The organism is Streptomyces spiroverticillatus (assembly GCA_014650415.1).
Taxonomy (GTDB): Bacteria; Actinomycetota; Actinomycetes; order Streptomycetales; family Streptomycetaceae; genus Streptomyces; species Streptomyces spiroverticillatus.
On the sequence record BMUX01000004.1, the window covers coordinates 535,483 to 551,653 of the forward strand.

Consider the following 16,171-nt stretch of genomic DNA (forward strand, 5'->3'; position numbering starts at 1 on the left):
CCCATTGTCTTTCGAAAGCAGCGGTGCGCGCTGCGGCGGCGGTGTGGTGGTGCACTGCCGCCGCGGCTTCGTGCGCTGCTGTCGACCTTAAGGCCAGCGAAGGGGACGTTTCGGACAGGGTGCAGGCGGGAGGGGTGCCTTGACGCGATTCTGATGCGCTCAGTCGGCGTCGACTATCCGCCCGTCGCGCAGTTCCATCACCCGGTCCGCGAGGCCCAGGAGCTGGGCGTCGTGCGTGGCGACCAGCGCCGTCACGTTCTCGCTGCGGACCACCGCGCGCAGCAGTTCCATGACCGCGAGGCCGGTCTCCGCGTCGAGCTGGCCGGTGGGCTCGTCGGCGATCAGCAGGGCGGGCCGGTTGGCGAGCGCGCGGGCGATGGCGACGCGCTGCTGCTGGCCGCCGGAGAGCTCGGTGGGGCGCTGGGTGGCGTGGTCGGCGAGGCCGACCAGGGAGAGCAGCAGGGCGACCCGCTCCTCGCGCTCCTTGGGGTCGGTCTTGCGCAGCCGCAGCGGCACCCCGACGTTCTCGGCGGCGCTGAGGATGGGGATCAGGCCGAAGGACTGGAAGACGAAGCCGATGCGGTCGCGGCGCATCTCCAGCAGTCCGCTCTCGCCGAGGGAGCCGATGTCGGTGCCGTCGACGACGATGCTGCCGCCGTCCGCCTTGTCGAGGCCGCCGACGAGGTTGAGCAGGGTGGTCTTGCCGGAGCCGGAGCGGCCCTTGAGGGCGACCAGCTCGCCGCGCGGCACATCGAAGGAGACGCCGCGCAGGGCGTGCACGGCGGCGGCTCCGGAGCCGAAGGACCGGTGCAGGTCCTTGACGCGGACCATGGGGTCCTCGGCCAGTGCCGTGGCCGTACCCGTGCCGGTGGTGGTCTCCGTGCTGTCGGTCATCGCCCGCTCCCCCGCTCGTACCGCTGACGTTCGTCGTGCTGTCGCACCACTGCCGAACTGCTGTCCGTGCGCTCATTGTTGCCCATGGGTTCGACAACGGACCCACCGCCGGTCAATTTCCTTGATCCCCGGGGGGAATCGTCCCGTCCGCCCACACCCCGACGTGGTCGGTCTCGGTGGTCAGCCGGACCCGCCCGCGCAGCCCGTACCGCTCGATGTGCTCGCGCGGCAGCTGGAGCCGGCCCACCCGGTCGAGCACGGCGAACTCCTCGCCGTCCGCCGCCCCGTGGGCCCGCAGTGTCTCGGTGGCGGTCCGGCCGTCGCGGATGCGCACGGTGCGCCGGACCTGGTCGGAGACGAGGGGGTCGTGGGTGACGACCAGGACGGTCATGCCGAGTTCCTCGTTGGCGCGGCGCAGCGCGGCGAAGACCTCCTCGCCGCTGGCGGTGTCGAGTTCGCCGGTGGGCTCGTCGGCGAAGAGCACGCGCGGGCTGTTGGCGCTCGCCACGGCGACGGCGACGCGCTGCTGTTCGCCGCCGGACATCTGCTGCGGGCGGCGGTCGCGGCAATATCCGATGCCGAGCGCGTCCAGGAGTTCCTGCGCCTGCGGGGCACGCTTGCGGCGCGGTACGCGGGCGTACTTCATCGGCAGGGTGACGTTCTCCAGCGCGGTGAGGTACGGCAGCAGGTTGCGGCCGGTCTGCTGCCAGACGAAGCCGACGGTGCTGCGCCGGTAGCCGAGGCGTTCGGTGCGCCCCATGGACAGCAGGTCGTGGCCGGCGACCCTGGCGCGGCCTGCGGTGGGCAGGTCGAGGCCGGAGAGGATCGACAGGAGCGTGGACTTGCCGGAGCCGGACGCGCCCACAAGGGCCACGCACTCGCCCTCGTCGACGACGAGGTCCAGGCCCTGGAGGGCCTGCACCTCCACGTCCTCGGTGCGGTAGACGCGTACGACGTTGTCGCAGACGATCAGCCCGTCGTCGGCGGCGGGGACCGCGCCCGCCCGGGCGCGCTCCTCCAGGGTGCTCAGGTCTGCGGCTGTGCCGGTCATGTCTGTTCTCCCAGTCGCAGTACGGCGCCCAGCTTGCGGCGCCTGGCCAGGGCGGTCTCCACGGCCACCGCCGCCGCCACCAGCAGCAGGAACCCGCCGCCCAGGAGCGCGAAGGCCGCGTAATCGGTGCGCAGTTCGGGGTCGAGCGCTCCCCCGGTGAAGCCGCGCAGGTCCAGGGCGTCGCCCAGCAGTCCGGGCAGCAGCAGCCCGAGTGCGCTGCCGCCGATCGCGGCGGCGGCCACCATCGGCAGCAACTGCACCAGGTTGAGCGCCCCGGTGGCCCGGTCGCCGAGCCCCATGGTGCGCAGCCGGGCGGCGGTGCGGCCGCGTTCGGGGGCGGACAGCAAAAGGTCGAGGACGAGGGCGATCAGGGCGAGGAGCACGGTGAGTACGGTGCACAGGCGGTACGCCGTGGTGAGGGCGGCCAGCAGTCCGTCACTGTCGATCGAGGCCTCCTCCTCGGCGCGGACGCGCAGGGTGCCCAGGGCGGAGGTGTCCGCCGCGCGGGGCACCAGCGAACGCAGCACGGGGGCGTCCAGGTGCGACCCGAACAGCAGCAGTGCGGACCTGCCCGCGGTGCGCGGGCCGAGCGGGCCGAGGGCGGCCGTGTCCGCCAGCACCAGGGGCGCGGCCGACTCTCCGCGCACGGGCCCCAGTGCGTCGTCCCGGACGGCACCGGACGGCACCGGCCCCACCACGCGCAGGCGCAGGTCGACGCCGCGTACCTGGGTCCGGTACGTGCCTCCTTGGCGCAGTTCGGGTCCCGCGAGCACCGGTACCTCCACCGCGACGGTGACGTCGTCCCGCTCCTGTCCGCTTCCGTCGATCACCCCGAACTCCGACTGGAACCCGGCGGGAGCCCGCAGCACCGACCAGGTCCGGTGCGCCACCCCGGCGAAGGTCTGCCCGAACGCGGCCCGTACCGCCGCGTCCCGGCGGGCGTCGACGCCGGCCGGGATCTCCCCGGGGCGGTTTCCGAGAACGCTGACGGCCGCCCCCTGGTCGGCGGCGATCCGACGCTGGACTCCACTCTCGACCGCGCGCTCGGTGAGTGCCGCGAGGGCGGCGAGAACGGTCGCCGCGAGCAGTACCGCGACGGAGGCGGCGCCGAGCACCAGCGCGTGGTGCCTGGCCCAGCGCACCAGGACCGGCGTCCTCCCGCGCCGCCGCCCGCCGTGAGCTCCCGCGGCCCCGGGAGCGCTCCCACTGGCGGCAGAAGCCGCCCGATCGGCGACCGCCTCGGCCGCCCCGCCCGTACCGCGTCCCCCCTGCACACCCACCGGCGCGTCCTTCCCCCGTGTGCTCGGCACCGTACGGGAAGAGGTGTGCGTACGACAATGAGCTTGCCGTCAACTCCCGTTCGGGCCAAGGGAATTGACGGCGAAACGGCCGGTGGCCCGCACCCCTTGCGGGAGTGCGGGCCACCGGCCGTACGAGAACGAGGAGAGATCAGCGGACCTCGGTGATCTCCGGCCCGCGCTGCAACTGCCCCATGCCGCCCGAGAAGCGGGACTCCGCCTGCTCCTCCTGCTGGACGCCCTCGGCGACCATCTGGGCGTCCTCGGGGAGCTTCAGGACGATCGGGTCGCGGGGAGCCATCGGCCCCTCGCCCCGGACGACCACGGTGTCCAGGAAGATCTGCTCCAGCACGCCCGCGGCCTCGGGCTGCACCGCGCCCTGCCCGGAGATCACTCCGCGCAGGAACCAGCGGGGCCCGTCGACGCCGACGAAGCGCACCAGCTGCACCCCGCTGTTGCCGTCCGGCAGCTGTACGGGGACCTGGGCGCGCAGTTCCCAGCCGAGCGGGCCCTCGACCTCGTCGATGTGGCCGCCCTGGCCGGTGATGCCGGTGGCGATCTCCTCGCGGACCTCGCCCCAGATGCCCTCCTTCTTGGGGGCGGCGAAGGCCTGGAGCTGGATGGCGCTGTCGCGCAGCACGACGGTGGCGGCCACGATCGCGTCGCCCGCGACCTCCACGCGCAGTTCCATGCCCTCGACGCCGGGCACGAAGATGCCGCCCAGGTCGACCCGGCCCTCGTCGGGCGAGGTGACCTCGGAGACGTCCCAGGGGCCGTCGGGGCGGGGGGCCGGCGGCAGGTTGACCCGCTGCGGCTCACCGTCCGCGCCCTCTGCGGATTCGACCTCTTCGGCGACCTGCTCGGTCACGCCCGCCTCGTCCTCGGCGGATTCGCTCTTCTTGCGACGTCCGAACACGTCACTGTCCTTCCCGGTCGGCAACGACCGAAGCGTAGGAGTTCCCACCCAATGAATCTGTGGCGTCCGCGTCGTCCACCGGACCGCCCGTCGGGTCGCCCACCGCGGCATGACCGCCGGTGGACCCGAAGCCCCCCTCGGCCCGTGCCGAGCCGGGAAGTTCCGCGACCTCGTGGAAGCGGACCTTCTCGACCTGCTGGACGACCAGTTGGGCAATCCGGTCGAAACGCTCGAACCGCACGCTCTCGCGCGGGTCCAGGTTGACCACGATCACCTTGATCTCCCCACGGTACCCGGCGTCCACCGTCCCCGGGGCATTCACGAGCGCCAGACCGCAGCGGGCGGCGAGCCCGGAGCGCGGGTGCACGAAGGCCGCGTAGCCGTCGGGCAGCGCGATGGAGATGCCGGTGGGCAGCACGATGCGCTCACCGGGGGCCAGTTCGCAGGCCTCGGTGGTGACCAGGTCGGCCCCGGCGTCACCGGGGTGTCCGTACGACGGAAGCGGCACGTCCGGGTCCACCCGCCGGATCAGTACGTCTACGGGGATACGGCTCATGGGTTCACCTCGAAGGCGCGGGCGCGCCTGACCTGATCGGGGTCGGCCATGGCCGCCTGGATCTCCTCCGGGCGGCCGTTGTCGATGAAGTGGTCGACCTTGACTTCGATGAAGAGGGCGTCCGCACGGACCGCGACGGGCCCCTCGGGGCCGCCGATCCGTCCGGTCGCCGTGGAGTAGATCTTGCGGCCGTGCACGGCGGTCACCTCGGCGTCGAGGTGCAGGACCGTGCCGACGGGTACGGGGCGGACGAAATCGGTCTCCAGCCGTCCCGTCACCGCGATGACCCGCAACAGCCACTGCAACGACCCGAGCGTCTCGTCCAGCGCGGTGGCCAGTACGCCGCCGTGCGCGAGCCCGGGGGCGCCCTGGTGGGCGGGCTTGACGGTGAATTCCGCGCTCACCCGCACGCCGGGCCCCTCGCCCGCCCGCGCCTCGAGGTGCAGCCCGTGCGGCTGCCCCTCGCCGCACCCGAAACAGTGCTCGTAGTGCGCGCCGAGCAGCTCGCCCGGGGCCGGGGCGTCGGGGTGCCGGACCGGGGCTATGGCGTCGGCCGGGGGCGTCAGGGCCGAGGATCCGGCCGGGCGTCCGGGAGTCGCCTCCCGGGGGTTGTCAGTGCTCACAGGCGCAGACCTTACCCGCGTACGGATACGCAGGTCGCGCCGTGCCAAGCTAAGCGGTATGCAGTCCTACGAAGAACGCCTGACCGCACCCCGCTCCTGGTGGCTCATCACCGTCGGGGTGGGCATCGCGTGCGGGTTGATGCTGCTGCCGCTGGGCACGCTGCCGATGCTGGGCGCGGTGGTCGTCGGCATCCTGCTGACCGGTGCGCTGGTCAGCAGTTACGGATCGGTGCGGATCAGGGTGGTGGCGGGCTCCCTGGTGGCCGGGGACGCCCGCATTCCGGTGTCCGCGCTGGGCGACGCCGAGGTGCTGGACGCCGAGGAGGCGCGTGCCTGGCGCACCCACAAGGCGGACCTGCGCGCCTTCATGCTGCTGCGCAGCTACATTCCGACGGCGCTGCGGATCCCGGTCACCGACCCGGACGACCCGACTCCGTACGCCTACCTCTCCACCAGGCACCCGCAGGCCCTTGCGGACGTGCTGAAGTCCGCACGGGTCACGGACTAGCCCCGCACGGGTCGCGGGCTAGCCCTCCAGCTCCTTGCGGGCCGCCTCCAGCTCCCTCAGCTCGCGGGCGTGGTCCAGGGGCGGCAGCTCCGGCAGCGCGTCCCAGGGGACCTGCCGGGTGCGCAGGTCCTTGCGGATGTGCTCGGCGAGCTTCTTGGTGTCGCGGCGGTTCATCACCGCGCCGACGGCGGCGCCGACCATGAACGGCATCAGGTTCGGCAGGTTCCGGACCATCCGCTTCATGATCTGCTGGCGCAGCTCGCGCTTCATCTGCCCGCCGAGCGCCGCGTTGAGCGTGGTGGGCTTGGTGATGTCGACGCCGCGTTCCTCGGCCCAGGAGCCGAGATAGGCGATGGTGCGCTGCTTGAGGTTGCCGGGCGGGCGCTGTCCGTAGACCTCGTGGAGTTCCGCGATGAGCTTGAGCTCGATCGCGGCGACGCCGGTGATCTCGGCGGCCAGCTCGGCCGGCATGGCGGGCGGTACGGGCATCATGGCGGCCGCGCCGATGCCGGCGCCCACGGTGGAGGTGCCGTTGGCGGCGCCCGCGACGAGCTTGTCGGCGAGCTGCTCGGGGGTGAGCCCCGGGAACTGCTTGCGCAGGGTCGCCAGGTCGCGCACGGGCACGCGGGGGGCGTTCTCGATGACGCGGTCGGTGAGGTGGGCGAGGGCGGCCTTCGCGCCTTCGCCGCCCTTGCGGACGCCGTTCTTGAGGGCGGGCACGCTGCTCTTCAGCGCGGGAACGCCCTTCTTGAGGGCGGGGACGCCCTTGGTGAGAGCCGCCAGGCGCCGGGTCCCGGTCACGGACCCCTTCGAATCGTCGAGCGGGACCGGAAGGTCCTGCCCTTCGCTCTGTACGCCGGCGGCTTCTCCGGGAGTGCCGTCCACCGGGTCGGAGGACGGCACGGGGGCGGAGGACTCGGCGGACGCCTGAGCAGCGTCCGTCGGGCCGGTTCCGCCCTGTTGTGCCTCCGACGCCTTCTTGCGCCGGAAAGGCCGCTTCCTGAACGGTGTCGCGCCAGTCACGGCCGACCCCGTCCTAGTCGCAGTCGCGGCAGATCGGCTGGCCGTTCTTCTCGCGGGCCAGCTGGCTGCGGTGGTGGACCAGGAAGCAGCTCATGCAGGTGAACTCGTCGGCCTGCCGGGGCAGCACACGGACGGACAGTTCCTCGTTGGAAAGGTCCGCGCCGGGCAGCTCCAGGCCTTCAGCCTGCTCGAACTCGTCGACGTCGACGGTCGTGTTCGACTTGTCGTTTCGCCGTGCCTTGAGTTCTTCGATGCTGTCCTCGTTGAGGTCGTCATCGGTCTTACGTGGGGTGTCGTAATCCGTTGCCATGTCGCTCTCCCCCTCTGGGTGGTTGCGGTGTCTCCAGCGCAGTAACGCGTGAGAGGCCGGACTTGTGCCCGACCTGAGGCGGAGATTTTGCCTCACATCAAGGTCTGTTACTCAATCGACACCTCAGACGCACTCCGCGGAGTGATCGTCTTGGATGGCGATCGGGACCGTACACGGTCCGAATGTCGCACCGCCCGTGCACCACCCCGTGTACTTCCCGTGATCCCACCCCCCGGAAACCCGGACTTTTCCCGGTTTTACGGAGGATCGATGATCACGGAGAGTAGGTGGTCGGAAAATGCGACCTGTGATCGATCACACACGGAACTGTCGGGTTTCCATCCCGAAAATTCCGCTTAAAGCGAACACACTGACGGCTTCACCAGTCGTCCTGCTCCCGGGTCCGAAGGAACTCAGACCGGAAGCGTCACACGCATGACGAGGCCGCCGCCCTCGCGAGGCTCCGCGATGATACGGCCTCCGTGAGCCCTCGCGACGCTGCGCGCGATGGACAGACCCAGGCCTACGCCCTTGTCGCTGCCCGTGCGCTCGGTGCGCAGCCTCCTGAACGGCTCGAAGAGGTTGTCGATCTCGTACGCGGGAACCACTGGACCCGTGTTCGAAACCACCAGCACCGCCTGTCCGTGCTGGATCTCGGTGGTGACCTCGACCCAGCCATTGTCGGCCACGTTGTACCGGACCGCGTTCTGAACCAGGTTCAGCGCGATCCGCTCCAGCAGCACGCCGTTGCCCTGGACCACCGCGGGCTGCCGCTCCCCGCGCAGCTCCACGCCCTTGTCCTGGGCCTCGCCGCGGGCCTGGTCGAGGGCCCGGGTGGCGACCTCGGCCAGGTCGACGGGCTTGCGCTCGACGATCTGGTTGTCGCTGCGGGCCAGCAGCAGCAGGCCCTCCACCAGCTGCTCGCTGCGCTCGTTGGTGGCCAGCAGGGTCTTGCCGAGCTGCTGGAGCTCCACCGGGGCCCCGGGATCGGAGAGGTGGACCTCCAGGAGGGTCCGGTTGATCGCGAGCGGTGTGCGCAGCTCGTGGGAGGCGTTGGCGACGAAGCGCTGCTGGGCGGTGAAGGCGCGCTCCAGCCGGTCCAGCATCTCGTCGAAGGTGTCCGCGAGCTCCTTCAGCTCGTCGTCCGGGCCGTCCATCTCGATGCGCCGCGTCAGGTCCGTACCGGCCACCCGGCGGGCAGTGCGGGTGATGCGGCCCAGCGGCGACAGGACGCGGCCCGCCATCGCGTACCCGAAGGCGAAGGCGATGACGCTGAGGCCGACCAGGGCGAGCAGGGAGCGGTTCAGCAGGTCGTTGAGGGCGTCCTGCCGCTGGCCGCTCATGCACTCGCGCAGCATCGTGTTCAGCTGGGCGTTGTTCTGCGCGTCGCCGATGGAGGGGCAGCTGTGGCTGGAGAGCCTGGCCGGGCCCGAGATCTGGAAATCGGGGTAGGCCGTGCCGTCCCGCAGCGCCTGCGCGGTCAGCAGGTAGATGATCGACAGCAGCAGGATGCCCGCGATCAGGAACATGCCGCCGTACAGCAGGGTCAGCCGTATCCGGATCGTGGAGCGGATCCACGGGAAGGCCGGTTCCGGCTGGCGGGGGTCCCAGGAGGGCTTGGGCGGTGTTGCTGGTGGGGCGGGTGTGGTCTTCACCGCCGCCTCAGATCCGGTAGCCCGAGCCGGGCACCGTGACGATGACGGGGGGCTCGCCGAGCTTGCGGCGCAGGGTCATGACGGTCACCCGTACGACGTTGGTGAAGGGGTCGGTGTTCTCGTCCCACGCCTTCTCCAGGAGCTGCTCGGCGGAGACCACCGCACCCTCGCTGCGCATCAGCACCTCCAGCACCGCGAACTCCTTCGGGGCGAGCTGGATCTCCCGGCCGTCGCGGAAGACCTCGCGCCGGTTGGGGTCGAGCTTGATGCCGGAGCGCTCCAGCACGGGCGGCAGCGCGACGGTGGTACGGCGTCCCAGCGCACGCACGCGGGCGGTCAGCTCGGTGAACGCGAAGGGCTTGGGCAGATAGTCGTCGGCGCCGATCTCCAGGCCCTCGACGCGGTCGCTGACGTCGCCGGACGCGGTCAGCATCAGGACGCGGGTGGGCATGCCCAGCTCGACGATCTTGCGGCAGACGTCGTCGCCGTGCACGAGCGGGAGGTCGCGGTCCAGGACCACGACGTCGTAGTCGTTGACGCCGATCCGCTCCAGGGCCGCGGCGCCGTCGTACACGACGTCGACGGCCATGGCCTCCCGGCGCAGTCCGGTGGCCACCGCATCGGCGAGCAGCTGCTCGTCCTCGACGACGAGTACGCGCACGTCGGGTCCTTCCTGTGGTGCCCGCGAGAAGGTCCTCCGGGCAGGGGTGTGTGGACCTCCATCCTGCCCGTTTCAGCCGTAAACCGGCTGTAAGGCGGCTTGCGGGGCGCTCGGGCGGGCGGGCGGCCGATGACCGGCGGGCGACCGGAGGCGCGACTTCCATGATTCTTGGGGCAGTTGAGGTTTCTCCCCCGCCGGGCGTGGGGAGGACGTCTAAACACCCGCGATCACGCCCCGTATGTGGCGCGCCACAGCCCGCTCTGTCCCCCCGGGGACGGTCCAGAGGGAATGCGCCGACGCCGACGGGGGTGCGTGTGATCGAACACCCTCGGCACACCCCCGTGCCACCGACCCATGACGAGGGGGCGCACCCATGGACGCTTTCACCACCAGTCTCCTGAAGCGCATAAAGGACACCGAGTCGGACCTTTCCAAGGCCCGTGCGGCCGGCGACGACTTCCTCGTGGACGTCGAGCAGGAAGAGCTCGACGACCTGCACCAGCTCGCCGCCGAACACGGCGTGGAGATCGACATCGCCGCGTAGCCGGCGTCACGTCTCACGAGCGGAGGGGCTCGATCCGGTACGTCGCCGGATCGAGCCCCTCCGTCATGCCCGGGCGGTGCGTCAGTCGTGCCAGGCGCCCAGGTCCTCCAGCAGTGCCTGGAGCGGGGCGAAGACGCCCGGCGATGCGGCGACCGTCAGCTCGGGCGAGGCCGGGCTGTCGGGCCTGGCGCCGGTGAGGGCGCCCGCCTCCCGGGCGATCAGGTCGCCGGCCGCGTAGTCCCAGGGGTTGAGCCCGCGCTCGTAGTAGCCGTCGAGCCGCCCGGCGGCGACGTCGCACAGGTCGACGGCCGCCGAACCGCCGCGCCGGATGTCCCGGAAGCCCGGGATCAGCCGTCCGGCGATCTCGGCCTGACGCTTACGGCGCTCGGCGAGGTAGCCGAAGCCGGTGCCGATCAGTGCCTGGTCGAGGGGCGGGGAGGGGCGGACGGCGAGCTTCCGGCCCGCCCCCGCCGGGCCGTCCGCGTACGCGCCGCCGCCGAGCACCGCGCGGTACGTCTCCCGGCGCATCGGGGCCTCGACGACGCCGACGAGGGTCTCGCCCCGGTACTCGGCGGCGACCGAGACGGCCCAGGTGGGCAGCCCGTACAGGTAGTTGACGGTGCCGTCGAGCGGGTCGACGACCCAGCGCACCCCGCTGCTGCCCTCGGTCGCGGCGCCCTCCTCGCCGAGCACGCCGTCGTCGGGCCGGCGCTCGGCGAGGATTCCGGTGATCAGCTTCTCGGCGGCGAGGTCCATCTCCGTGACCACGTCCACGGAGCTGGACTTGGTGGCCGCCACCCCGAGGTCGTCGGGCCGCCCGTCCCGGAGCAACTCCCCGGCCCGCCGGGCCACTTCGAGCGCGACTCCGAGCAGTTCGGCCTTCAGGTTCTCGTCGTTCACGGTTCTCCCCTGGTGGTGGGTTGCTGTTCCTGCATCCAACGGTCCGGCCCCGTCCGCGCACCCACCCCTCACACGTAGGGGCTGTCCGCCCCCGCCGCCGCAGGCTTCACCGCCCGTGAGGGGCAGCAGCCGACCGGGCACAGGTCGTGGCTCGGCCCGAGCGCCCCGAGCGCACAGGGGCGAACCGTCACGCCCCGCTCGACAGCCGCCCGCTCCAGGACCAGTTCCCGCACCGCAGCAGCGAACCGCGGGTCCGCCCCCACCGTCGCCGACCTCGCCACCGGCAGCCCCAGCTCCGCCGCCTTCGCCGTCGCCTCCGTGTCCAGGTCGTACAGGACCTCCATGTGGTCGGACACGAAACCGATCGGCACCATGACGACCGCCGGTGCCCCGGCCCCGTGCAGCGCCTCCAGGTGGTCGCAGATGTCCGGCTCCAGCCACGGGATGTGCGGGGCGCCCGAGCGCGACTGGTAGACCAGCTCCCAGGGGCGCTCGGCGACCCCGGTCGCCTCCCGGACCGCGTCCGCGATCAGCCGCGCCACGTCCAGGTGCTGGGCGACGTACGCACCGCCGTCCCCGTGCGCCTCCACCGGGCCGGAGGTGTCGGCCGCCGCCGTCGGGATGGAGTGCGTGGTGAAGGCGAGGTGGGCGCCGTCGCGCACCGCGTCCGGCAGGTCGGCCAGGGACTTCAGGACGCCGTCGACCATGGGTGCGACGAAGCCGGGGTGGTTGAAGTAGTGGCGGAGCTTGTCGATCCGGGGCGGCTGAAGGCCTTCCGCGCGCAGCGTCTCGATGGACTCCGCGAGGTTCTCCCGGTACTGGCGGCAGCCCGAGTACGAGGCGTACGCGCTGGTGGCGAGGACCGCGATGCGGCGCCGGCCGTCGCGGGTGATCTCGCGCAGGGTGTCCGTGAGGTACGGGGCCCAGTTGCGGTTGCCCCAGTAGACGGGGAGGTCCGCGAGGCCGTGCTCGGCGAAGTCCTTGCGGAGGGCGTCCAGGAGGTGACGGTTCTGCTCGTTGATCGGGCTGATGCCGTCGAAGAGGAAGTAGTGCTGCCCCACCTCCTTGAGGCGCTCCTCGGGGATGCCCCGGCCGCGCGTCACGTTCTGGAGGAACGGGACCACGTCGTCGGGGCCCTCGGGGCCGCCGAAGGAGAGCAGCAGCAGGGCGTCGTAGGGGGTCGCGTCGGACGCTGCGAGGAGCGTGTCACCGGGGACCGTATCGGGCTGATCAGGCATACGTCGATCCTGCCACCCGCCTCCGACAGGCCCGCACCCGACACAGATCACAGTGCCGGTGCGGCGTTTCGGTACGTAACCTGTACGAAAACCTGTACGAACCATTTACACGTGTTAACGGCGCCGGCCCCCAGAGCGCGCCTGATCGGCGGAACCTCAAGTTGTCCAGTCCCTACCGCGCCATATTCGCCGCCCCCGGCACCAAGAGCTTCTCGGTGGCGGGGCTGCTCGGCCGGATGCCGCTGTCCATGATGGGCATCGGCATCGTCACGATGATTTCCCAGCTCACCGGCCGATACGGCCTGGCGGGCGCCCTCTCCGCCACCCTCGCGATGTCCGCGGCCGTCTTCGGCCCGCAGATCTCCCGGCTGGTCGACCGGCACGGCCAGAGCCGGGTGCTGCGCCCGGCGACGCTGGTGGCCGCCGTCGCCGTCGCGGGCCTGCTGGTCTGCGCCCAGCAGGGCGCCCCCGACTGGACGCTGTTCGTGTTCGCGGCGGGCGCGGGCACGGTGCCCAGCGTCGGGTCGATGATCCGGGCCCGCTGGGCGGCGATCTACCGCGACTCCCCGCGTGAGCTGCACACCGCGTACTCGTGGGAGTCGATCGCGGACGAGATCTGCTTCATCTTCGGGCCGATCGCCTCGATCGGGCTGTCCACCGCCTGGTTCCCGGAGGCGGGTCCGCTGATCGCGGGCGTGTTCCTGCTGGTGGGTGTCTTCTGGCTGACCGCGCAGCGCGCCACCGAGCCGGTGCCGCATCCGCGCGAGCCGGGCAAGAAGGGCGGCTCCGCACTCAAGTCCCGGGGCCTGCAGGTGCTGGTGGCCACGTTCGTCGCCACGGGTGCCATCTTCGGCTCGATCGACGTGGTCACGGTGGCCTTCGCCGAGGAGCAGGGCCACAAGGCGGCCGCCAGCCTGGTGCTGGCGGCGTACGCGCTCGGATCGTGCCTGGCGGGAGCGGTGTTCGGGCTGTTGCACCTGAAGGGATCGCCCACGAAGAGGTGGCTGCTGGGTGTGTGTGCGATGGCCGTGAGTATGATCCCCCTCCAACTGGCCGGGAACCTTCCGTTTCTGGCCGTGGCGCTCTTTGTCGCGGGCCTCGCCGTCGCACCGACGATGGTGACCACGATGGCCCTCGTCGAGCAGCACGTACCCCGCGCCAAACTGACCGAGGGCATGACCTGGACCAGTACCGGTCTCGCCGTCGGCGTCTCGCTCGGCTCGTCCGCCGCAGGGTGGGCCGTCGACGGGATGGGCGCCGACGCGGCGTACGTGGTGTCCGTCGTGGCGGGAGCTCTCGCGGCCGCGGTGGCGTTCCTGGGGTACCGCCGGCTGGGCAGGCCGGCACCGACTCGGGGAGGGCACGGCGCCGATGAGCGACACCACGAAGACGAGCACCGCCTGGCGTAACTGGTCGGGCACCGTCACCGCCCGCCCCGCGCGGGCGGTGACTCCCTCGTCCGTCGAGGAGCTGGCTGACGCAGTACGTACTGCCGCAGCCGAGGGCTTGAAGATCAAGCCGGTGGGCACCGGCCACTCGTTCACCGCCATAGGGGCGACCGACGGCGTGCACGTCCGTCCCGACCTGCTGACCGGCATCCGCGACATCGACCGCGAGGCCGGCACGGTCACCGTGGAGGCGGGCACTCCGCTCAAGCGCCTCAACGTGGCGCTGGCCCGCGAGGGCCTGTCGCTCACGAACATGGGCGACATCATGGAGCAGACGGTCGCGGGCGCCACCAGCACCGGCACCCACGGCACCGGCCGCGAGTCCGCCTCGCTGGCCGCCCAGATCACGGCACTTGAGCTGATCACCGCCGACGGCCGGATCCTCACCTGCTCCGCGAAGGAGAACCCCGAGATCTTCTCGGCGGCCCGGATCGGGCTGGGCGCGCTCGGCATCGTCACCGCGATCACCTTCGCCGTGGAGCCGGTCTTCCATCTGACCGCGCGCGAGGAGCCGATGGGCTTCGGCCAGGTCACCTCGGAGTTCGACGCACTCGTGGCCGAGAACGAGCACTTCGAGTTCTACTGGTTCCCGCACACCGGCAACTGCAACACCAAGCGCAACAACCGCACCCTGGGCCCCATCGACCCGCCCGGAAAGGTCGCGGGCTGGATCGAGGACGAGTTCATGTCCAACGGGCTCTTCCAGGTGGTCTGTTCGCTCGGCAGGGCCGTGCCGCGCACGATCCCCGCCATCGCCAAGGTCTCCAGCCGGGCCCTGTCCGCGCGGACCTACACGGACATTCCGTACAAGGTCTACACGAGCCCGCGCCGGGTGCGCTTCGTGGAGATGGAGTACGCGATTCCGCGCGAGGCCACCGTGGAGGCGCTGCGCGAGGTGCGGGCGATGGTCGAGCGCTCGCCGCTGAAGATCAGCTTCCCGGTGGAGGTGCGCACGGCCCCGGCCGACGACATCGCGCTCTCCACCGCCTCCGGCCGCGACACCTCGTACATCGCGGTCCACATGTACAAGGGCACCCCGTACCAGTCCTACTTCACCGCCGTCGAGCGCATCATGACCGCCCACGGCGGCCGCCCGCACTGGGGCAAGATGCACACCCGCGACGCCGAGTACCTCGCGGACGCCTACCCGCGCTTCGGCGAGTTCACGGCACTGCGCGACCGCCTCGACCCGGACCGCCTCTTCGGCAACGACTACCTGCGGCGCGTGCTGGGCGACTGAGGCCCCTGAAGGGGCCGCTGACGGGCCGTTACGGGTCCGGGCGCGGGCGGGGCCGGGCGGCGGCTCCACGGCCTCGCCCGGCCCCGTCCATCCTCGCGCGGCCCCGTCGGCAGGCGCCCGCCCGGGCGGGCGTACGCCGTCTCAGGGCGCCGAACGCTCCGTATCGCCCGCCGCGGCCCCCGCCGGCGCCTGCTGGCGCCCCTGGGCGCCTTCCGCACCGCTCTGCTCGTTGTTGCCGCCCTGGTCCCCGCCCGGGTCCGGGGCCTTGGTCGGCGGCGGGGGCTTGGGGGTCTCGCCGCCGGTGGTGCCGCCGTCGCCCGTGGTGCCGCCGGTGCCGGTGGTGGGGTCGGGGGTCGGGGTGGGGTCCGGGTCCGGGGTCTGCTTGCCGCCGGAGTCGCCGGGGTCGGGCGACTGCTTGCCGCCGGAGTCCTTGCCGGGGGTCTGGCCGGTGCCGCCCGTCGTGCCCTTCTCGGGGGTCCCGGTGGCGGGGGGCTGGTCGGCGGGCGGGTCCTTCTTCTCGCCGCCGCCGCGCACCGCGCCGCCGAAGGTGGTTCCCGTACCGCCGCCCACCCGGTTGTCCGAGACCAGTTCGTACGTGGTGATCCCACCCATCGCGACCGCGAACACCACCGCCGCCCCGATCGCCGACCGCTTCCAGCCCCGCACCCGCGTGCCGTGCACGGTCGCCTCGGTGAACTCGCCGTCGCCGGGGACCTGCCCCTCCCCCAGGCCCGTCGGCACCTCGACCGTCCGCAGCACACGCGTCGCGTCGTCCACGTGCGGCTGACGGCCCTTCGGCTTCGCGTGGACCGTGACCTCGCGGAGCTGCTCGCCGGTGCGTTTGAAGAAGTGCTGGAAAATCGTTCCGCCACTGGTGGCGACGACGCTGACCACGCCCGCACCGATGACCGTTCCGTACACGCCCAGCTTGGACGCCAGCACGGCCGCGACCACCGCGGCCACGGCACTGCCCGCGACCTGCGCCACGCTCAGGTCGATGCGGCGCTTTGCCGGTTCTTCACCGGTATCCGGCTTCTTGTCCATCCCCTACCTCTGTTTGCCCTTCCGTTCCACCTTGCTACAGGAAGGGACATTTGGGCGAAGTGAAAAGTTCCGCTTCTGATCTTTCTGTGAATCAGGACACCCGAGGGCGTCAGTACGCCACCCGCGGGGCAGAAGCGCGCTCACAAGAGTTGACGGGGGGCGACCCGCGCGGAGGTGTGACAACTCCCGTGCCGGGGGAGAACTTCGACGGCGCGCCGGTCCACCCATGTGGCCCGAATGGAGTAGTGTGGCGAGCCCTGGA

Annotated in this window: 17 protein-coding genes; 4 read left to right on the forward strand and 13 right to left on the reverse strand. The window is 71.7% G+C overall.

Going from position 1 to position 16,171, the window contains the following annotated elements; all coding sequences use genetic code 11:
• Window positions 1–159 precede the first annotated feature (159 nt).
• The 6 genes from IE269_RS13735 to IE269_RS13760 form a co-directional block, all read right to left on the reverse strand.
• Window positions 160–894: an ABC transporter ATP-binding protein gene (locus tag IE269_RS13735; RefSeq protein WP_189823161.1), complete on the reverse strand. Its 735-nt coding sequence runs from the start codon at window positions 892–894 to the stop codon at window positions 160–162.
• A 112-nt stretch (window positions 895–1,006) separates the two neighbouring features.
• Entirely contained in the window at window positions 1,007–1,945 is a 939-nt protein-coding gene (locus IE269_RS13740) for an ABC transporter ATP-binding protein (protein WP_189823162.1), read from the reverse strand.
• The gene (locus IE269_RS13745; protein ID WP_189823163.1) at window positions 1,942–3,087 is read right to left on the reverse strand and encodes an FtsX-like permease family protein; all 1,146 of its coding nucleotides are present in this window, start codon (window positions 3,085–3,087) and stop codon (window positions 1,942–1,944) included. The genes IE269_RS13740 and IE269_RS13745 overlap by 4 nt, the downstream gene beginning before the upstream one ends.
• A 307-nt stretch (window positions 3,088–3,394) precedes the next feature.
• Window positions 3,395–4,159 carry a DUF3710 domain-containing protein gene (locus IE269_RS13750; protein WP_189823164.1) on the reverse strand — a complete coding sequence of 255 codons (765 nt, stop codon included), beginning with the start codon at window positions 4,157–4,159 and terminating at the stop codon, window positions 3,395–3,397.
• A 1-nt stretch (window position 4,160) separates the two neighbouring features.
• Window positions 4,161–4,715, reverse strand: a complete 555-nt coding sequence (gene dut, locus IE269_RS13755) for a dUTP diphosphatase (protein WP_189823165.1) — start codon at window positions 4,713–4,715, stop codon at window positions 4,161–4,163.
• On the reverse strand, window positions 4,712–5,338 hold the full coding sequence (locus IE269_RS13760) for a PaaI family thioesterase (protein ID WP_189823166.1): 627 nt from the start codon (window positions 5,336–5,338) through the stop codon (window positions 4,712–4,714). Before IE269_RS13760 ends, dut begins: the two co-directional genes overlap by 4 nt.
• A 58-nt stretch (window positions 5,339–5,396) precedes the next feature.
• Between IE269_RS13760 and IE269_RS13765 the strand changes: the two genes are divergently transcribed.
• Window positions 5,397–5,846, forward strand: a complete 450-nt coding sequence (locus IE269_RS13765) for a DUF3093 domain-containing protein (RefSeq protein ID WP_189823167.1) — start codon at window positions 5,397–5,399, stop codon at window positions 5,844–5,846.
• A gap of 18 nt (window positions 5,847–5,864) precedes the next feature.
• Here the strand turns inward: IE269_RS13765 and IE269_RS13770 are convergent, their stop codons facing one another.
• The 4 genes from IE269_RS13770 to IE269_RS13785 all read right to left on the reverse strand — a co-directional run bounded on the left by IE269_RS13770 (window position 5,865) and on the right by IE269_RS13785 (window position 9,495).
• Window positions 5,865–6,869, reverse strand: a complete 1,005-nt coding sequence (locus tag IE269_RS13770) for a hypothetical protein (protein WP_189823168.1) — start codon at window positions 6,867–6,869, stop codon at window positions 5,865–5,867.
• A 13-nt stretch (window positions 6,870–6,882) separates the two neighbouring features.
• The gene (locus IE269_RS13775; RefSeq protein ID WP_185026814.1) at window positions 6,883–7,179 is read right to left on the reverse strand and encodes a DUF4193 domain-containing protein; all 297 of its coding nucleotides are present in this window, start codon (window positions 7,177–7,179) and stop codon (window positions 6,883–6,885) included.
• Between the two features lie 413 nt (window positions 7,180–7,592).
• Entirely contained in the window at window positions 7,593–8,834 is a 1,242-nt protein-coding gene (locus tag IE269_RS13780) for a sensor histidine kinase (RefSeq protein ID WP_189823169.1), read from the reverse strand.
• Window positions 8,835–8,841: 7 nt separating this feature from the next.
• Window positions 8,842–9,495: a response regulator transcription factor gene (locus tag IE269_RS13785; RefSeq protein WP_185026810.1), complete on the reverse strand. Its 654-nt coding sequence runs from the start codon at window positions 9,493–9,495 to the stop codon at window positions 8,842–8,844.
• A 373-nt stretch (window positions 9,496–9,868) separates the two neighbouring features.
• Here IE269_RS13785 and IE269_RS13790 point away from each other — a divergent pair, with 373 nt between their 5' ends.
• Window positions 9,869–10,039 (forward strand): hypothetical protein, encoded by a 171-nt coding sequence (locus IE269_RS13790; protein ID WP_189823170.1) that lies wholly within the window; start codon window positions 9,869–9,871, stop codon window positions 10,037–10,039.
• An 81-nt stretch (window positions 10,040–10,120) separates the two neighbouring features.
• Here the strand turns inward: IE269_RS13790 and IE269_RS13795 are convergent, their stop codons facing one another.
• Together IE269_RS13795 and IE269_RS13800 are read right to left on the reverse strand one after the other, a co-directional pair.
• Window positions 10,121–10,939, reverse strand: coding sequence for an inositol monophosphatase family protein (locus tag IE269_RS13795; protein WP_189823171.1), 819 nt, complete (start codon window positions 10,937–10,939; stop codon window positions 10,121–10,123).
• Window positions 10,940–11,007: 68 nt separating this feature from the next.
• Complete coding sequence (locus IE269_RS13800) at window positions 11,008–12,177, reverse strand: ferrochelatase (RefSeq protein WP_189823172.1); 1,170 nt, start codon at window positions 12,175–12,177, stop codon at window positions 11,008–11,010.
• Between the two features lie 161 nt (window positions 12,178–12,338).
• On the opposite strand from IE269_RS13800, the gene IE269_RS13805 reads away from it, so the two are divergent.
• Both IE269_RS13805 and IE269_RS13810 read left to right on the forward strand, forming a co-directional pair.
• Window positions 12,339–13,586, forward strand: a complete 1,248-nt coding sequence (locus tag IE269_RS13805; protein WP_189823173.1) for an MFS transporter — start codon at window positions 12,339–12,341, stop codon at window positions 13,584–13,586.
• Complete coding sequence (locus IE269_RS13810) at window positions 13,549–14,865, forward strand: D-arabinono-1,4-lactone oxidase (RefSeq protein WP_189823174.1); 1,317 nt, start codon at window positions 13,549–13,551, stop codon at window positions 14,863–14,865. The genes IE269_RS13805 and IE269_RS13810 overlap by 38 nt, the downstream gene beginning before the upstream one ends.
• A gap of 141 nt (window positions 14,866–15,006) precedes the next feature.
• Here IE269_RS13810 and IE269_RS13815 read toward each other — a convergent pair whose 3' ends face one another.
• On the reverse strand, window positions 15,007–15,909 hold the full coding sequence (locus IE269_RS13815; protein ID WP_229897624.1) for a hypothetical protein: 903 nt from the start codon (window positions 15,907–15,909) through the stop codon (window positions 15,007–15,009).
• Between the last annotated feature and the right edge of the window lie 262 nt (window positions 15,910–16,171).

Bases quoted from the DNA above. Each gene is read 5' to 3' on its own strand.
- IE269_RS13735 (WP_189823161.1), bottom strand. From the start codon at position 894: ATGACCGACAGCACGGAGACCACCACCGGCACGGGTACGGCCACGGCA.
- IE269_RS13740 (WP_189823162.1), bottom strand. From the start codon at position 1,945: ATGACCGGCACAGCCGCAGACCTGAGCACCCTGGAGGAGCGCGCCCGG.
- dut (WP_189823165.1), bottom strand. From the start codon at position 4,715: ATGAGCCGTATCCCCGTAGACGTACTGATCCGGCGGGTGGACCCGGAC.
- IE269_RS13765 (WP_189823167.1), top strand. From the start codon at position 5,397: ATGCAGTCCTACGAAGAACGCCTGACCGCACCCCGCTCCTGGTGGCTC.
- IE269_RS13775 (WP_185026814.1), bottom strand. From the start codon at position 7,179: ATGGCAACGGATTACGACACCCCACGTAAGACCGATGACGACCTCAAC.
- IE269_RS13790 (WP_189823170.1), top strand. From the start codon at position 9,869: ATGGACGCTTTCACCACCAGTCTCCTGAAGCGCATAAAGGACACCGAG.
- IE269_RS13800 (WP_189823172.1), bottom strand. From the start codon at position 12,177: ATGCCTGATCAGCCCGATACGGTCCCCGGTGACACGCTCCTCGCAGCG.
- IE269_RS13810 (WP_189823174.1), top strand. From the start codon at position 13,549: ATGAGCGACACCACGAAGACGAGCACCGCCTGGCGTAACTGGTCGGGC.
- IE269_RS13815 (WP_229897624.1), bottom strand. From the start codon at position 15,909: ATGGACAAGAAGCCGGATACCGGTGAAGAACCGGCAAAGCGCCGCATC.